The following is a 15856-nucleotide window of genomic DNA, read 5'->3' as shown; positions in this document are numbered from 1 at the left end:
ACCAGCGCCCATGCTCACATGGCGGTGCCCGCGGGCCAGGTGGTGTAGGAGATCCGGGCGTTCAGGTTGGCCGGTACGCCGAGCCAGGCGTAGCAGTTGACCAGGACCACCGTGTTCGCCCCGGATCGCCCCCAGCCGGCGAGCACGCAGTGGCCGCGAGGCCGACTGCCGGGAAGGATGCCCAGGTGGGCGTTGGCGAAGGCGGTGCCGAACGCGGTTCCGGTGCCGCTGAAGATCATCTGGTAACGGCCGGTGCCGAGCAGCGTGCCGCTGGCGCCGCCGTAGCCGGGCAGCGTCGAGTTGTAGCTGTCGCCGCCGATGAACCCACTATCGGTGACGTTCTCGCCGTAGAGGGTGCCACTGGCGAACCGTGGGCCCGCCGAGTGGCCGAGCAGGTCGACCCGGGAGCCGTAGGTGACCGCGAACCGGGCGTCGACGTCGTTACCGGCGGCGTTGGCGCACCGCACCTCCCGGCCGTCCGGCCAGTCGATCTGGCAGTTCACCGCGCTGCCGCCCAGCGCCGTGACGTGTGCCATCGGGAAGATCGGGGCACCCGACTCACTTGCCGGGTTGGGGTTCATGTGGAAGCGGTAGCGGCCGGTGCCGAGCCGTTCATAGCTGATCGCCCCACCCGTCGAGTCGTACCGCAGACCGGCCGGGACGGTACGCAGACCGACCGGCGTCGCCTGGTCGGTGGTGAACCAGGCCAACCGTCCCTGATGGATCTGCTGCCGGTTGGTGAACGTCGCCACGAACCGGCTGTCCACCGGTGCGCCGGTCGCCCCGAAGCACCGTACCTGGATCAGCAGATGGTTACCGCCCAGCAGGCTCCGGTACCAGCTGGCCACCGTGCAGTGCACGGGTCCGCCACCGTACGCCACGACGTGCGCGACGCCGGTGCTTGTCGCCGCGTGCTGCAACTCGACCGTGTACGCCCCGGTGCCGGTCCGCCGTACGACAATGTCACCCTCGGTGGAGGACCAGCTCCAGCCGTTGTCGACTGTGTACTCGGTCGCGGCCGGCTGGTTCGCCCACACGGTCGCGATGACCGCGACGTTGGGTAGCGGATCAGCCGCCGCGGCTGCCGGCGGGGCCAGCACCGCGCCCACCGTGAGCATCACCAGTGCGGCCCGTAGCCGCGTCGATCGCCTCATTGCCAGCCTCCCGCCCGACAACACCCGGCGTCGACATCGGACGCCCGCGCCACGAGTCTGGCAGCCTCCGGCAACGGTCGCGCTCTCAGCACTGGTGGGCCGGCGCCGACCCGTCGTGTCGCCGCAGTCGCGCGTACGCGCCGGTGAGCACGGCGGCCGCGAGCAGGCTGACGATCACGTCACTGAGCAGGGCCTGGGTGGGCGATGCCGGTGAGTACGGAGGCACCAGGTAAGCCAGCACGGCCGCCCCGACGAGTGCTCCCGCAGCACCGGCCAGCACATGTCCCTGACCCCACCCGGCGCGTCCCGACCACCGGACCAGCACGCCCACCAGCGCGGTGACGGCGACGACCGACACGGCGACGCCGATCCAGCCGGAGAGCATGGCGACACCCAGGTAGACGAGGAAGACCAACAGGCCGGAACGGAACGGTCGGGGTGCGCCGGTCGGAGCCGGCACCGGCCGACGCCGCAGCGGGGCAGGGCCGCCACCACGACCAGGGCGAGAACGACCGACGTCGCCCCGATGAGCTGACCGGGGCTGGCCAGGAACCCCTTGCGTCCACTGTCGTCGGCGAAGACGAGCAGGCTGCCCAGCAGGTAGACGACGGTCATGGCGACCAGGCCGGGTGCCCGCAACCAAGGCCGCAGCCGGCGGGCCGGGGAGAGGTACGACTCGACGATGGCGATCGGCGCGCAGATGGTCAACGCCACATGGTTGCCGAGGAAACTGATCGCCTCCTGCGCGCTGATACCCAGCACCGGAACGCGGGTGCGGTCCGCCGCGCTCAGCTCCGCGAACTCGGTGTCGGCCAGGTAGTCGGGGTTGAACAGCGACTGGTCCACCAGGCCCGCCTGGACCACCCCGAACCCCGCCGCCAGCAGTACGATCATCGGCCAGCCACCGCCGGTACGCCGGGCCGCCTCCCGGATGAGCACCGCCGCGCCCCCGTACATCGGCGCCAGTACCACCACGACGAGCAGCATGTCGGTGCCGGCGAACCCGCCCCACGAGCATTCGGCGGCCCAGGGGGCGAGGAACAGGAGCGCCACGACCGGTACGAGTCGTCGCAGCATCGGCTGCCGGCCGCCGTCGAGTCGCGCTAGCCCGTGGGTGGTCATGGCTCTGACTCTCCATGCGAGGGGGCACCCTCCACCAATGCCATCAGTCATGTCTTCACCGGCCCGCCGGGCGGGTCGGCCTCGACATGCCCGGATGGCAGGAGTAGGACCTACGTATGCGCGCTGCCCTTCCCGTACCGTCCGCCGCCGGTCTCGCCGACCCGGACCGACCGCTGCTCAGTTACCTCGACCACCGGACCGGCGCGCGTCACGACCTGACCGCCGCCGCGCTGGGTGACCTGGCGGCGCGGGCCGCCGGGCTGCTGCGTGACGGCTGCGGGCTAGCCCCGGGCAGCCGGGTGGCCGTGCTGCTGCCGCCGCACTGGCGTACCGCCGCGGTGCTGTTGGGGGCCTGGTCGGTGGGGATGGCGGTGTCGTTCCGGCCGCGCGCCACCGCCGGGCTGCCGGTGCTGGAGCCCGGCGGCGACCGACCGTACGACGCGGTCCTGGTCACCCCGGAACGGCTCGACGACTGGCTGGAGGACGTACCCGACGGGCTGCACCGGTACCTCGTCGGCACCGGGCCACAGCCGTTGGTCGACGTGCCGGCCGGCTGGCTCGACTGGTCCGTGGAGGTGCTGCGGCACGGCGTCGCCCCGACCGACCGGCCCGTGCTGCACGCGAACGACGCGGCCAGCCCGGACGGCACCAGCTATGCCGAGTGGGGCTCGATCGCCAAGGCGGTGGCTGAGCAACTCGACCTGCGGACCGGTGACCGGCTGCTTGTCGACGTCGCCGAGCACGATCAGCCGCTCAAGTGGCTGCTCGCCCCGCTCTCCGCAGGTGCCTCGGTGCTGCTCTGCGCCAACCTCGACCCCGCCGACCGGGACGCCGTCGCCGCCGCCGAGCAGGTCACCCGCGTGCTCTGAGGACCCCAGGGTCACCCGATGCAGCAACATCCCTGTTGTTGCTGTATCGGCCCGAGCCCGAGTTGAGGCAGCAACAACAGGGATGTTGCGGGGATCTGCTGGTGACGCGGTCAGTCGACGGTGGGCAACGGTGGGCCGAGGACGTCGTCGGCGTCGACGATGGTGTACGCGTATCCCTGCTCGGCGAGGAAGCGCTGGCGGTGGGCGGCGTACTCGGTGTCGATGGTGTCCCGGGAGACCACCGTGTAGAAGTGCGCCTGCCGGCCGTCGGCCTTGGGGCGCAGCACCCGGCCCAGACGTTGCGCCTCCTCCTGTCGGGAGCCGAACGTGCCGGACACCTGGATCGCCACCGCCGCCTCGGGCAGGTCGATGGAGAAGTTGCCCACCTTGGAAATCACAAGCGTCCGGATCTCCCCGGTGCGGAAGGCGTCGAAGAGGCGTTCGCGTTCCTTGTTCGTGGTGGAGCCCTGCACGATCGGGGCGTCGAGATATTCGCCCAACTGGTGCAGTTGGTCGATGTACGCGCCGATGACCAGCGTCTGCTCGTTCGGATGCCGGTCGAGCAGGGCGCGTACCACAGGCAGTTTGGTGCGGGCGGTGGCCGCCATCCGGTAGCGCTCCTCCGCCTCCGCCGTCGCGTACGCCATCCGCTCGGCGTCGGTCAGGGTCACCCGGACCTCGACGCACTCGGCAGGGGCGATCCACCCCTGCGACTCGATGTCCTTCCAGGGCGCGTCGTAGCGCTTCGGACCGATCAGGCTGAACACGTCGCCCTCCCGGCCGTCCTCGCGTACCAGGGTGGCGGTCAGGCCCAGCCGGCGGCGGGCCTGGAGGTCCGCGGTGAAGCGGAAGATCGGCGCGGGCAGCAGGTGCACCTCGTCGTAGACGACCAGGCCCCAGTCGCGGGCACCGAACAGGTCCAGGTGGGTGAAGGCGCCGCCGCGTCGTGAGGTGAGCACCTGGTACGTGGCGATGGTGACCGGGCGGATCTCCTTGCGCTCACCCGAGTACTCGCCGATCTCCTCCTCGGTCAGCGAGGTGCGGGCGATCAGCTCGCGCTTCCACTGCCGGCCGGCCACCGTGTTGGTGACCAGGATCAGCGTGGTGGCCTTCGCCTCGGCCATCGCCGCCGCCCCGACCAGCGTCTTACCGGCCCCGCAGGGCAGCACCACCACGCCCGACCCGCCGGCCCAGAACGCCTCGACCGCCTCCCGCTGGTACGACCGCAGCGTCCACCGCTTACCACCGTCCTGGCCGGCCTCGGCCAGCTCGATCGGGTGCGCCTCGCCGTCGACGTACCCGGCGAGGTCCTCCGCCGGCCAGCCCAGCTTGAGCAGCGCCTGCTTGAGCCGCCCCCGCTCGGAGGGGTGCACCGCGATGGTGTCGTCGTCGATGCGGTTGCCGAGCATCCCGGCGAGCTTCTTGCTCTTGGCCACCTCGACCAGGACCACCCGGTCCAGGGCGCGCAGGACGAGGCCGTGCGCCGGATCGTTGGCGAGTTGGAGCCGCCCGTACCGGTCCATCGTCTCGGCCACGTCCACCAGCAGCGCGTGTGGCACCGGGTACCGCGAATACTTGATCAACGCGTCCACCACGCCCTCGGCGTCGTGGCCGGCGGCGCGGGCGTTCCACAACCCGAGCGGCGTCAGTCGGTACGTGTGCACGTGCTCGGGCGAGCGTTCCAACTCGGCGAAGGGGGCGATGGCCATCCGGCAGGCCTGTGCGTCGGGATGGTCGATCTCCAGCAGGAGGGTCTTGTCCGACTGCACGATAAGCGGTCCACCACTCACGCCGAATCCTCTCGTCCGTACGGCTGATCCGGCCGCCGAAGCAGGTGGCTGACCTGCCAAAGGGCGACCATCCAGTGTTGCACGCGCGGGCGGGTGGCGAGAAAGTGCTCATCCCGCGCAACCCAGCGGGTGTCCCGGTGCGTCTAGCAGTAGGGGACGAGTTGTCGAGGTCGGCGGCCCGATGGGTCGCGAAACGGGCCACCGTACGCCCTCGCGGTCGTCATGCCGGTCGGCGCCGGTGCGTAGCGCGTTCGATCCACGGCCGGACGGGCCAGGAAAGCGGGGGCCGTTCCCGTCGCAGTGGAAGCCAACGGGGGCGAGCGGCGCGCCCGGGCCGTACCGGCGACCCCACCTCACCGTTTGGTCGCCGGGCCTCGCAGGGTACGAGCCGAGTCGGATCGGTACGAAATGGTGCTGGCCGCCAGACGTCAAGGGTGACACCCTTGACGTCCAGGGCCGGACCGTACGGGGGAGGGCAGATGACCGTTGACCAGGAAGTTGTCCCCGAGCGCAAGCAGGTAGAGTCGTCCGAACCCGTCTCCACCGCCACGGTGGTCGCGTACGCGATCGTCGGGGTCGTCCTGTTCGGCTGGTTCCTGTTCGGCTGGCTGGTGCTCCAACAGGGCTTCATCGACTCGGTCGGTGAGGCCGCCGGGACCGGGTTCGCCCTGCTGCTGGTCGTGGCGATCGTCGGGTCGGTACGGCGCAGCCGCCGCTGAATCCGCCGCCCCTCACTTCTCCAGCACCGCCGCGGTGATCCGGTGCAGCGCGAAGGTGTGCAGCATCTCGGTGCGCTCGTCCTCGGCACGCAGGTAGCCCGCGCCGAGTGAGACGGGTCGCACCAGCCGGGACGCGGTTGCCCCGTGCGCGTCGACGTAGCCGACCCAGACCAGCGCCTTGTCGCGTACCGCCTGCTGGAGCACGGCCAGGGCGTCGTGGTGACTGTGCGCGGGAGCCGGCCCGTCCGGTGCCGCGCCGCGCACCACCGCCGGGGCCCGCCGGGCCGCCCGCGCCACCGCGTCACCCCGCCGGATCTGCTCCACCACGCCGAGCAGGCGCGGCAGCGGCAGGCGTGGGGTGGCGAGCGGGTCGAGCGCCCGGGTCGCCACCGACACCCGGGCCGGTGCCCGTCGGGTCTTCGGCCGGGTGAGCACCGTCGACCCGGTGGCGTCCTCGGCCACCGGGGCGTAGCCGGCCTCCCGTAGCACGCTCAGCAGCCGGCCGCCCTGGTACGGGGTCACCAGCACGGTCGGCGCGAGCCGGCGCAGCGCCAGCGCCTCGACCCGCCGGTCGGCCAGCACCTCGGCCAGCAGCGCCTCGTCGTCGCTGCGCAGGTACGCACCGGCGGAGCCGATGCGCAGCCCACCGTGCTTGCGGGCCACGTCGTCGACCAGGTACGTCAATCCCTGCGGCACCGGCGTGCGGGATCGGCGGCGGAACAGGTCGTGCAGGTCCTCCGCGGAGTAGCCGGCATCCAGGGCCCGGCGCACGCTGCCCGTGGTGATCCGGTGCACGCTCGCTCCACCGGCCGACTCCGGCTCGGCGATCACCTCCAGTTCGGCGGCGAGCGCCGGCTCCGGCGGCCCGGGCACCACCACGCTCAGGTCGGCCTGGACGAGGAAGTGGTCCACCGGGGCGGGCAGCAGTGTGTCCAGGGCCCGGATCGCGCTGCCGCCGTCCTCCGCCTCGGCCCGCAGGCCCAGCGGGTCGTCCGTGGCGCCGTCCTCGCCCGCCGTCGCCTCGGCCAGCAGCAGCCGTCCGTACGAGGTGAGCGCTCCAAGCCCGGTCACGCCCAGCGTGGCCGCCTCGGCCAGCACCTCCCGATGCGCGTTCTCCCGGCCACGGCTGCGCCGGGGCGCCCGCCAGTCCAGCAGCGCCAGTACCTCCTCGGCACTGGGCGCGGTGGCCGGTTCCAGATCCGCGAGTACGCCGAGCACCGAACGTCGGGTGGCCGGGGCACCGGCCCGTTCCGCCTCCGCCGACAGCACCGTGATCGGCCGGTCCCGGTCGTCGCGCTGCCCGACCAGTCCGACCTGCCGGGTCATGGTCAGCCAGGCCCGGGCCAGTTGCTCCCAGCGCTGGGCCAGCGAACCGGCCCGCCACATCTCGTACCCGGCGGTGGGCAGCACCTGCTGGTCGGCGCCGTACCTGCCGGCGGCACCGGGCAGCTCCATCTCACCGGTCAGCCCGGCCGCGTACGCCACCTCAAGCAGCAGCGCGGCGGTCGACTCGTCCAACCCGGTGGTCCGGGCCAGCCGGCGCAGGTCACGTACGCCGATTCCGCCGGAACGCAGGACCGGCGCCGGTTCGGCGGCCAACTGCTCCAGCAGCGCCTCGGTGTGGCGTACCACCTCCATGGTCTGCCCGGCCCCGGCGGAGTCGGCCGCCTTCGGCTCGCGCGGCGTCGCGGACACCAGGGGTGGGCTGCTGCTCAACGGGCCCAACGGACCGGTCTCGCGGCGCAGCAGCAGCCCGATCTCCCGGGGCAGCTCGACCATGCCGGTGGTGCCACCCTTGCCGCCGGAGACCCGCACCAGCAGCCGGTGGTCGACCAGCCAGCGCACCGGAGAGCCGGTCGGGGCCCCGCCGTTGGTGTCGTCCGGCGGCAGGTCGTCGTCCGCGCCGACCGCCGGTGCCTGCAACGCGCCGGGCGGCACGCTGCCGACCGGTGGGCCGGCGGCCAGCCGGTCGAGGATCGCCCGGGCCGACGGCGGCGCGGACAGCAGCGTCCGCCGCAGCTTCGCCGGGTCCGCGCAGAGCGCGGCCGTGCGCGGGTCCAGCTCCGTCGCCGGTCGACCGAGCCCCGCAGGGTACGGGGAGATCTCGTCGATGCCACCGACGAGGTGCAGGGCGCTGTCGGGACCGTACAGCAGGAAGCGGGCACGTAGCCGGTCGACGGCGGCCCGGACGGCGGTGGGCGCGGGCGGGTTGGGGCCGGTGGTGGCCAGGGCGAGAACCCCGTCGACCGAGGTGGTGCCGTCGGCCGGGTCACGGGTCAACCTGGCGGCGTCCATGATCTGGAGCGTGAACTGGTCCAACCCGTCGAGCGCGCGCGACACCGAGACCCGGGACTGGGCCCGGATGGCGAGGGCGGCCACGTCGGCGGGAACCGGTACGACGAGGTCGGGCCGGAGCTGAAGGAGCGCGGCGAGGGACTCGTCGGGCAGCGACCGCAGGTGGTCGGCGAGTGAGGTGCTCATCGTCGTTCCACGCTAGCCCGGCCGGGGGCAGGTTCGCCCGTCGGACGACCCGGCCGGTCCGGCTGGCCGGGTAGCTTTCCAGGATGCCTTCGTTGACCGTCGGATTCGACCTCGACATGACCCTCGTCGACTCGCGTCCCGGCATCGCCGCGACCTACCGCGCGCTGACGGCGCGGACGGGTGTACCCGTCGACGCCGCCGCCGCCGTGTCCCGGCTCGGCCCGCCACTTCGCACCGAGATCGCCCGCTGGTTCCCGCCCGAGCAGGTCGAGGAGGCGGTGACCATCTACCGCGAGCTTTATCCGGCGTACGCGATCACGCCGACCGTGCCGCTGCCCGGCGCGGTGGCGGCCCTCGCCGCCGTCCGCGACCGGGGTGGCCGGGTGTTGGTGGTCACTTCCAAGATCGGCCGGCTGGCCCGGCTGCACCTGGACCATCTGGGGCTGGCCGTGGACGAGCTGGCCGGTGACCTGTTCGCCGAGGAGAAGGCGACCGCGCTGCGGGCGCACGGGGCGACCCACTACGTCGGCGACCACGTGGCGGACATGGTGGCCGCCGGTGCGGCCGGGGTGCCCGGGATCGCGGTGGCCACGGGCCCGTGTTCGGCGGACGAGCTGCGCGTCGCCGGGGCGGCGGCGGTGCTGGCGGATCTCACCGGATTCCCGGCGGCGCTCGACGGGATGATCCGGCTAGCCTTGAGGCAGTAGACGGTTCAAGCGAAGCAGAGGTTCTCAGGTGCCTACGGGTCGAGTGAAGTGGTACGACGCGGCCAAAGGATACGGGTTCGTCACCAGTGACGAGGGTGGCGACGTGTTCCTGCCGAAGGGCGCGCTACCGGCGGGTGTCACCGAACTCAAGGGCGGCCAGCGCATTGATTTCAGCGTGGTGGACAGCCGGCGGGGTGCGCAGGCGATGGGGGTGAAGTTGCTGGACGCTCCGCCGTCCGTCGCGGAACTGCGCCGACGTCCCGCCGAGGAGCTGCACGGCCTGGTCGAGGACATGATCAAGGTGCTGGAGGCGAAGGTCCAGCCGGACCTGCGCCGGGGCCGCTTTCCGGACCGCAGGACCGCGCAGAAGATCGCTCAGCTGGTCCACGCGGTTGCCCGCGAACTGGAGGTCTGAGGCACGAGCCCGGCGTCGGCGGCCCGGCCGAGCAGCGCCTCGACGGCAGCGAAACCGGCTTCACCCAGGTCCGCGGTGAACTCGTTGACGTAGAGGCCGATGTGCCGGTCCACCACGTCGGGCTCCATCTCCTGGGCGTGCGCCAGCACGTACGCCCGGCTGGCCGCCGGATCGGCCCAGGCCCGCTGGACGGAGTCCCGGATCCAGCCGGCGGCCTGCTGTGGGTCGACCACGCCTCGCCGGGCCAGGATGGCACCGAGCGGGATCGGCAGCCCGGTGTCCGACTCCCACCACTCGCCCAGGTCGACCAGGGCGGTGAGGCCGTGTCGGGGATAGGTGAACCGGGCCTCGTGGATCACCAGTCCGGCGTCGTACCGACCGGCGGCCACGCCCGGCATGATCTCGTGGAACGGCGCCACCTCGATGCGCTGCGGCGTCCGTCCGGCCGCCCAGAGCCGGAACAGCAGGTACGCCGTGGTCCGGTCACCGGGCACCGCCACGGTGGCACCGGTGAGATCGTCGCGCTCCGGCCCGCCGCCGCGGTCGGTGCGGGTGAGCACCAACGGGCCACAGCCCCGACCCAACGCACCCCCGCAGGGCAGCAGGTGGTAGTCCTCCAGCAGCCACGGCAGCGCCGCGTAACTCACCTTCACCAGGTCGAACGCGCCGCGCTCGGCGGCCGTGTTGGTGACGTCGACGTCCGCGTACGTCACCGTCACCGGTGGCGCACCGGGCACCTGCCCGTGCACCAGGGCGTGGAAGACGAACGTGTCGTTGGGGCAGGGCGAGATCGCCAGGGAGAGCGCCACGCCCCCACCGTAGCCCCGCCGACCCGACCCGCTGCCAGCGCGGCAGCGCCCCCACCCAAGATCCGGGCAACTTCCCGGATGTTGCTGCCTGAACTCGCCGGAATCAGCGACATTCCGAAGTTGCGCGGATCTTGGGATGAGGTTGGCGGGTCAGCGTAGGGCGGGGGCGGCGGCGGTGAGGGCGGTGAGGGCGTCGCGCATGCGCCACGCGTCGCGGTCGCGGGGACCGATCGGGTTCGAGATGGTACGCAGCTCGACGAACGGCACGCCGGCCTGGCTGGCGGCGACCGCCACGCCGTACCCCTCCATGGCCTCGGCCACCGCCTCCGGATGACGCCGGACCAGTTCCTCGGTGCCGGCGGTGGTGCCGGTCACGGTGTTGACGGTCAGCACCGGTCCCACGGTCGCGGCCGGCAGCGCTGTGTGCAGGGCGGCCAGCAGCGCCGGATCGGCCTCGAGGGCCGGACCACCGCCCAGCAGTTCGGCCGGCATGCCAAGTTCGTCGATTGGAATGAAGCCGTCGGGCGACTCCGCGCCCAGGTCGGCGGCGACGGCCCGGGTGCCGAGCACGGTGCCACCGACCGCGACCCGGCCGGCGAAGCCGCCAGCCACCCCCGCGCTGACGACCGCCCGGTACGGGCGGCCAGCCGTCTCGGCTAGCGCCAGCAGCCGGGCGGTCGCCGCACCGGCGACCGCCGGGCCCACCCCTACCGGCAGCACCGCCACGGTCGGGTCGGCGAGGCCGGCCTGGATCGCCTCCGCCTCGGCGGGAACCGCGGTCACCACGAGCAGACCGCTCACGTGAGCGAACCCGGTGAGCTGCGCCGCGTCTCGTCGTCGCCGCCACCGGAACCGGTGACCGTCGAGGACGGGCGATAGATGTGGAAGCCCGGTGGTGCCATTCCGGGCTCCTCTGGATCACGTCCGCCCTGGAAGGGGGCCGGGGACGTGGGGGTGTTCCCGGTGCCTTCCGCCTCGGTTGTGTGTTCCGCCTCGGCCTGCTTCTCGGCGGTCAACTCGTCGTCGGTAAGTGGCCGTCCGTGCAGCTTCTCGGCCCGGAGTCGCCGGGCCATCACCAGGCCACGGGCGGCGGCGATGCCACCCACACCAGCGGCGACGGCGATGCCGATCCGGCCGTCGAAGGGTACGAGTCCCAGCCCGCCACCGGCGACGAAGGCGAGCATCAGCACCGTCTCGGAATGGGCGAAGGAACTGGCCCGCAACCGTTCCGGGATGCGTTCCTGGATCGAGGCGTCCACGGCCAGTTTGGCGATGCCGCTCATCATGGCCGTGACCACGCAGAGCAGGGCGACCATCGGCAGCGAGAAGTTCACCACGGTGAGTACCGCCACCCCGGCGACGATCACCATGCCGCTGGACTGGAGGGCGGCCGGGCGATGGATGCGCAGCCGGGTACCGATCGCGGTGGCGAGGAAGGTGCCGACGGCCAGCGCGCCGCCGACCAGGCCGAGTGACCCCTCGTCCCCCAGGTCACGCCCGAACACCACGGTGGTCAGGTCGCCGGCCTTGATGGTGAAGGCCAGGAAGAGCAGCAGGAAGCCGTAGACCGCGCGCAGCGTGGCCGCGCCCACCAGGGTCGAGATCACCAGCCGTCCGGCGGGTCTGCCCCGGCCCAGTGGTCGCTCGTCCGTGCCCCGGCGCAGCGCCCGCAGTGGTCGCGGTACCCGTTCCGGCGGCTCGGAGTCGGCCTTCGGCGGCAGCCGGAGGGAGATCACCATGCCGACCAGGAAGATCACCGAAGCCACCCGCAACGGCCACTGCGGCCCGAACCAGAACGCGGCCAGCCCGATCGGGGCGACAAGTGCTCCCGCGACCGTGCCGTAGACGCTTGCCCGCGCACCGACCTGGGACAGACCGAGCCCTTCCGGCAGCAACCGGGGAACGGCTGCGGAACGCGCCACCCCGTACGCCCGGGAGAGCGCCAGCACGCCGAAGGCCGCCGGGTAGAGCCCGAAGCCGTGGATGTAGTCGGAGATCAGCCAGGCCAGGAACGCCCGGCCCAGCATGGTTGTGGCCAGGGCGTACCGGCGGCCGTGCCGGAAATGGTCGAGCAGTGGCCCGACCACGGGAGCGAGCATGGCGAAGGGCACCATGGTCACCAGCAGGTAGAGCGCGACCTTGCTCCGTGCCTCGCCGAGCGGCACGTTGAAGAAGATCGTCCCGGCCAGCCCGATGGCGATCAGCGTGTCACCGGCGCAGGAGATCGCGTGCAGGTCGAACAGGCGGACCATGCCAGTCTCCCCGCCGGCACCCCGGGACCGGGCCCGGGCGGCGCTGCGGGTCACCCAGCGACCACTGGTCAGTGAGCCGCGCAGCATCAGCCGGGTGGCGCGGATGCCGGTGCCGACGGTCCGCCCGAGGAGGGACCGCTCAGCGCGGGAGAACAGCGGCATGGCACCCATCCTGACCCATCGGCCGGGGCGATGCTGCGCCACCGGCGGAGAACACCTCTGGGGAGTGCCTCACAGTCGACCCACCCGATGGGGAACAATGGTCGGGTGACCAGGCCCGCCTCCGCCCGCGCCGCTCGTCTTGACCAGGTCTGCGCCGCCGCCGTCGAGGTGGCGCGCGCCGGCATCACCGAGGTGGGCCCCGACGACGTCGGCGACCACCTCCAGGTTGTCGCCGAGGGTGACCGGCTCGTCACTCACTATTTCGAGTGCCGGCTGGCCGGCTACCGCGGTTGGCGGTGGGCGGTCACCGTGACCCGGGTTCCGCGCAGTCGTACGGTGACGATCTGTGAGACGGTCCTGCTGCCCGGCCCGGACGCGCTGCTCGCTCCCGGCTGGCTGCCGTGGCAGGAGCGACTGAAGCCCGGCGACCTGGGCCCCGGCGACCTGCTGCCGACTCCGTCGGACGACGAGCGACTCCAACCCGGCTACCTCCTCTCCGACGACCCGGCGGTCGAGGAGACCGTCTGGGAGTTGGGGCTGGGCCGGTCCCGGGTGATGTCGCGGGAAGGGCGGATCGAGACGGCTCAGCGCTGGTACGACGGCGATCACGGCCCCTCGGCGCCGATCTCCGCCTCCGCACCCGCCGCCGCCCGCTGCGGCACCTGTGGCTTCTATCTGCCACTCGCGGGCAAGCTGCGGCAGTGTTTCGGTGTCTGCGGCAACTTCTACGCGCCGGACGACGGCCGGGTGGTCAGCGCCGACCACGGCTGCGGTGCCCACTCGGAGACGTTGGTCGACGCCGACACGGCGGTCGACGAGATGCCCACCGTCTACGACGACAGCGCGGTGGAGCCGATGGCGGTCAGTCGTGCCGCCGGGTCCGTCGAGAGCGGCGAGCCGGCGGAGCCGTACGGGCACTCCTGACCGTAACCGGCCGCTGCCGGCTCAACCGGCGGCGCGACGGCGGCGACGGTTGGCGTCGTGTCGCATCATCACCGCCAGACCGGGAAAGCCCCACAGGAATCCGGCCAGGCAGATCCAGAGCCAGTTCTCGTGGCCACTGGCGGCCAGCCGGTCGCGGAAGATCAGCAGCACCAGTCCGGCGACGGCCCAGGCTGCCATCCCGGCGAGGGCGAACGGCACCATCGGCGGGTCGAGCGGCTCGGGGCGGGGTGGCGGGGTGGGCACCCGGTCAGCGTACGTGACCCCGCTTTCCGGCAGGCCGGCCATCTGCGACGATGCGCGCGACAACCCGATGATCCGCTGTGAGGTTCCCGATGGCAGTAGCGCCGCCCGACAACGGCACCCCACCCGATTCCGGCCCGCCGCGTAACGGCTTCGACCGGTACTTCGAGATCTCGGCCCGTGGTTCGACGCTCACTCGCGAGGTACGCGGCGGCCTGGCCACCTTCTTCACGATGGCGTACATCGTGGTGCTCAACCCGCTCATCCTCGGCAGCGCCGTCGACGGTGACAACCAGACCCTGCCGATCCCCGCGATCGCGGCGGCCACCGCGCTGGTCGCTGGTCTGATGACCATCCTGATGGGCGTGGTCGGTCGATTCCCGCTGGCAGTGGCCGCCGGGCTCGGCGTCAACGCCCTGGTGGCGTACGAGATCGCGCCCGAGATGACCTGGGCCGACGCGATGGGTCTGGTGGTGATCGAGGGTCTGATCATCGCGATGCTGGTGCTGACCGGGCTGCGTACCGCCGTGTTCCGCTCGGTGCCGACCCAGATGAAGACGGCGATCGGCGTCGGCATTGGCCTGTTCCTCACCATCATCGGCCTGGTGGACGCCGGCTTCGTCCGGCGGATTCCGGACGAGGCGAACACCACCGTCCCGGTCGGTCTCGGTATCGGCGGCAAACTCGTCAGCTGGCCGATGCTGGTCTTCGTGGTCGGCCTGCTGGTGACCCTGGTGCTTGTGGTACGCCGGGTCAAGGGCGCCATCCTGGTCGGCATCCTCGCCTCCACGGTGCTGGCCATGGTGGTGGAGGCGGTGGGCAACATCGGCCCATCCTTCGTCGACGGTGTGCCGAACCCGAAGGGCTGGGCGCTGAACGTTCCGACGCTGCCGAGCAACCCGTTCGACGTTCCGGACCTGTCCCTGCTCGGCCAGTTCAACGTGCTGGACTCGTGGGGGCGGGCCGGTTGGCTGGTCGTGCTGATGTTCATCTTCACCCTGCTCATCACCGACTTCTTCGACACGATGGGCACAATGGTGGCCGTCGGTCAGGAGGGCGGCATGCTCGACGAGCAGGGCACCCCGCCGCGCACCAGGGAGATCCTGCTTGTCGACTCGATCGCGGCGGCCAGTGGTGGTGCGGCCAGCGTCTCCAGCAACACGTCGTACATCGAGAGTGCCGCCGGTGTCGCGGAGGGTGCCCGGACCGGCGTGGCCAACCTGGTCACCGGCGTGCTCTTCCTGCTGGCCATGTTCCTGGCGCCGCTGGTGGTGGTCGTCCCGTTCGAGGCGGCGTCCGTCGCGCTGGTGGTGGTCGGCTTCCTGATGATGACGGCGGTACGGACGATCGACTGGTCCGACTACGAGATCGCCATCCCGGCCTTCCTCACCATCGTGTTGATGCCGTTCACCTATTCGATCTCGAACGGGATCGGGGCCGGGCTGATCGTGTACGTGGTGATCAAGCTGGCCAAGGGCAAGTCCCGGGAAATCCACCCGCTGCTGTACGCGGTTGCAGCGCTGTTCGTGGTGTACTTCCTGCGCGGTCCGATCGAGGCGCTGCTCTTCTGACAGCGGCCCGGGCCGGGTGTGTGATCCACCTGACGTGATCCGCACACTCGGCCCGGAGCAGGAAGAACGTCGAGGTGAGCATGGTCATATCCGCTGCGGCTCGGTCAGCTAATTAGTTAGGCTAACTATCGTGACGGAGCGGACGGTGACGGCTCAGAGCATGCCACCGGCGCAGCTGGCCCTCCAGCTGCGTGATGCGATCACCCGGTTGAACCGGCGGGTCCGCCAGGCCCGGCCGGTTGGTGACCTCACGGTCACCCAACTGTCCGCGCTCACCAGCCTTCGGCTGGCGGGCGCGCTCACGCCGCGGGAGCTCGCCGACGTCGAACGGGTGCAGCCACCGACGATGACCAAGATCGTCGCGAAGCTGGAGGAGCGTGGCCTTGTGCAGCGCACCCCCCACCCGACCGACGGCCGGCAGGTCATCCTCGCGACGACCGAGGGGGGCCGGGCCGTGCTCGACCAGTTCGAGCGGGTCCGGGACGAGTGGCTGGCCCGCCGGCTGGCCGAGCTGAGTGACACCGACCGGGAGACCCTGCACCGGGCCGCGGAGATCCTGCAACGAATCTCCCGCGCCTGACGCCGCGCACACCTGGTGTGCGCCCCGCGCCGTGCCGTCC

The 15856-nt window shown here is 71.9% G+C and carries 15 protein-coding genes; 7 read left to right on the top strand and 8 right to left on the bottom strand.

Features of this window, described 5'->3' with window-relative positions:
* Window positions 1-14: 14 nt before the first annotated feature.
* Both ACFY2A_RS00400 and ACFY2A_RS00395 read right to left on the bottom strand, forming a co-directional pair.
* Entirely contained in the window at window positions 15-1154 is a 1140-nt protein-coding gene (locus ACFY2A_RS00400) for a hypothetical protein (RefSeq protein ID WP_363923582.1), read from the bottom strand.
* 174 nt (window positions 1155-1328) lie between these two features.
* Window positions 1329-2276, bottom strand: coding sequence for a hypothetical protein (locus ACFY2A_RS00395; protein WP_387166620.1), 948 nt, complete (start codon window positions 2274-2276; stop codon window positions 1329-1331).
* Window positions 2277-2392: 116 nt separating this feature from the next.
* Here ACFY2A_RS00395 and ACFY2A_RS00390 point away from each other — a divergent pair, with 116 nt between their 5' ends.
* Window positions 2393-3145 (top strand): TIGR03089 family protein, encoded by a 753-nt coding sequence (locus tag ACFY2A_RS00390; protein ID WP_387166617.1) that lies wholly within the window; start codon window positions 2393-2395, stop codon window positions 3143-3145.
* Between the two features lie 110 nt (window positions 3146-3255).
* Here ACFY2A_RS00390 and ACFY2A_RS00385 read toward each other — a convergent pair whose 3' ends face one another.
* Window positions 3256-4935: a DNA repair helicase XPB gene (locus ACFY2A_RS00385; protein WP_387166614.1), complete on the bottom strand. Its 1680-nt coding sequence runs from the start codon at window positions 4933-4935 to the stop codon at window positions 3256-3258.
* Between the two features lie 479 nt (window positions 4936-5414).
* Here ACFY2A_RS00385 and ACFY2A_RS00380 point away from each other — a divergent pair, with 479 nt between their 5' ends.
* The gene (locus ACFY2A_RS00380) at window positions 5415-5654 is read left to right on the top strand and encodes a hypothetical protein (protein WP_387166611.1); all 240 of its coding nucleotides are present in this window, start codon (window positions 5415-5417) and stop codon (window positions 5652-5654) included.
* Window positions 5655-5666: 12 nt separating this feature from the next.
* On the opposite strand, the gene ACFY2A_RS00375 is transcribed toward ACFY2A_RS00380, so the two are convergent.
* Window positions 5667-8135, bottom strand: coding sequence for a helicase-associated domain-containing protein (locus tag ACFY2A_RS00375; RefSeq protein WP_387166608.1), 2469 nt, complete (start codon window positions 8133-8135; stop codon window positions 5667-5669).
* Window positions 8136-8218: 83 nt separating this feature from the next.
* Here ACFY2A_RS00375 and ACFY2A_RS00370 point away from each other — a divergent pair, with 83 nt between their 5' ends.
* Window positions 8219-8842 (top strand): HAD family hydrolase, encoded by a 624-nt coding sequence (locus tag ACFY2A_RS00370; RefSeq protein ID WP_387166605.1) that lies wholly within the window; start codon window positions 8219-8221, stop codon window positions 8840-8842.
* A gap of 28 nt (window positions 8843-8870) precedes the next feature.
* Window positions 8871-9257, top strand: a complete 387-nt coding sequence (locus ACFY2A_RS00365; RefSeq protein ID WP_387166602.1) for a cold-shock protein — start codon at window positions 8871-8873, stop codon at window positions 9255-9257.
* Here ACFY2A_RS00365 and ACFY2A_RS00360 read toward each other — a convergent pair.
* From ACFY2A_RS00360 to ACFY2A_RS00350, 3 genes are all read right to left on the bottom strand, one after another.
* Entirely contained in the window at window positions 9218-10066 is an 849-nt protein-coding gene (locus ACFY2A_RS00360; protein ID WP_387166599.1) for a 1,4-dihydroxy-6-naphthoate synthase, read from the bottom strand. The genes ACFY2A_RS00365 and ACFY2A_RS00360 overlap by 40 nt on opposite strands.
* 150 nt (window positions 10067-10216) lie before the next feature.
* Window positions 10217-10867 carry a futalosine hydrolase gene (locus ACFY2A_RS00355; RefSeq protein WP_387166596.1) on the bottom strand — a complete coding sequence of 217 codons (651 nt, stop codon included), beginning with the start codon at window positions 10865-10867 and terminating at the stop codon, window positions 10217-10219.
* Complete coding sequence (locus ACFY2A_RS00350) at window positions 10864-12480, bottom strand: MFS transporter (protein WP_363923563.1); 1617 nt, start codon at window positions 12478-12480, stop codon at window positions 10864-10866. The genes ACFY2A_RS00355 and ACFY2A_RS00350 overlap by 4 nt, the downstream gene beginning before the upstream one ends.
* An 87-nt stretch (window positions 12481-12567) precedes the next feature.
* On the opposite strand from ACFY2A_RS00350, the gene ACFY2A_RS00345 reads away from it, so the two are divergent.
* Window positions 12568-13404 carry a DUF3027 domain-containing protein gene (locus ACFY2A_RS00345; protein WP_363923561.1) on the top strand — a complete coding sequence of 279 codons (837 nt, stop codon included), beginning with the start codon at window positions 12568-12570 and terminating at the stop codon, window positions 13402-13404.
* Window positions 13405-13425: 21 nt separating this feature from the next.
* On the opposite strand, the gene ACFY2A_RS00340 is transcribed toward ACFY2A_RS00345, so the two are convergent.
* Entirely contained in the window at window positions 13426-13668 is a 243-nt protein-coding gene (locus tag ACFY2A_RS00340; RefSeq protein WP_363923559.1) for a DUF2530 domain-containing protein, read from the bottom strand.
* 89 nt (window positions 13669-13757) lie between these two features.
* Here ACFY2A_RS00340 and ACFY2A_RS00335 point away from each other — a divergent pair, with 89 nt between their 5' ends.
* Entirely contained in the window at window positions 13758-15236 is a 1479-nt protein-coding gene (locus ACFY2A_RS00335; protein WP_387166591.1) for an NCS2 family permease, read from the top strand.
* Window positions 15237-15366: 130 nt separating this feature from the next.
* Window positions 15367-15816, top strand: coding sequence for a MarR family winged helix-turn-helix transcriptional regulator (locus ACFY2A_RS00330; protein ID WP_216592721.1), 450 nt, complete (start codon window positions 15367-15369; stop codon window positions 15814-15816).
* Window positions 15817-15856 lie beyond the last annotated feature (40 nt).

The sequence above is a fragment of the Micromonospora sp. NPDC000442 genome, from assembly GCF_042898635.1.
In the GTDB taxonomy this organism is placed as follows: domain Bacteria; phylum Actinomycetota; class Actinomycetes; order Mycobacteriales; family Micromonosporaceae; genus Micromonospora.
Note: the sequence above shows the minus strand (reverse complement) of the source record. Positions and strands in the feature narration are given on the sequence as shown.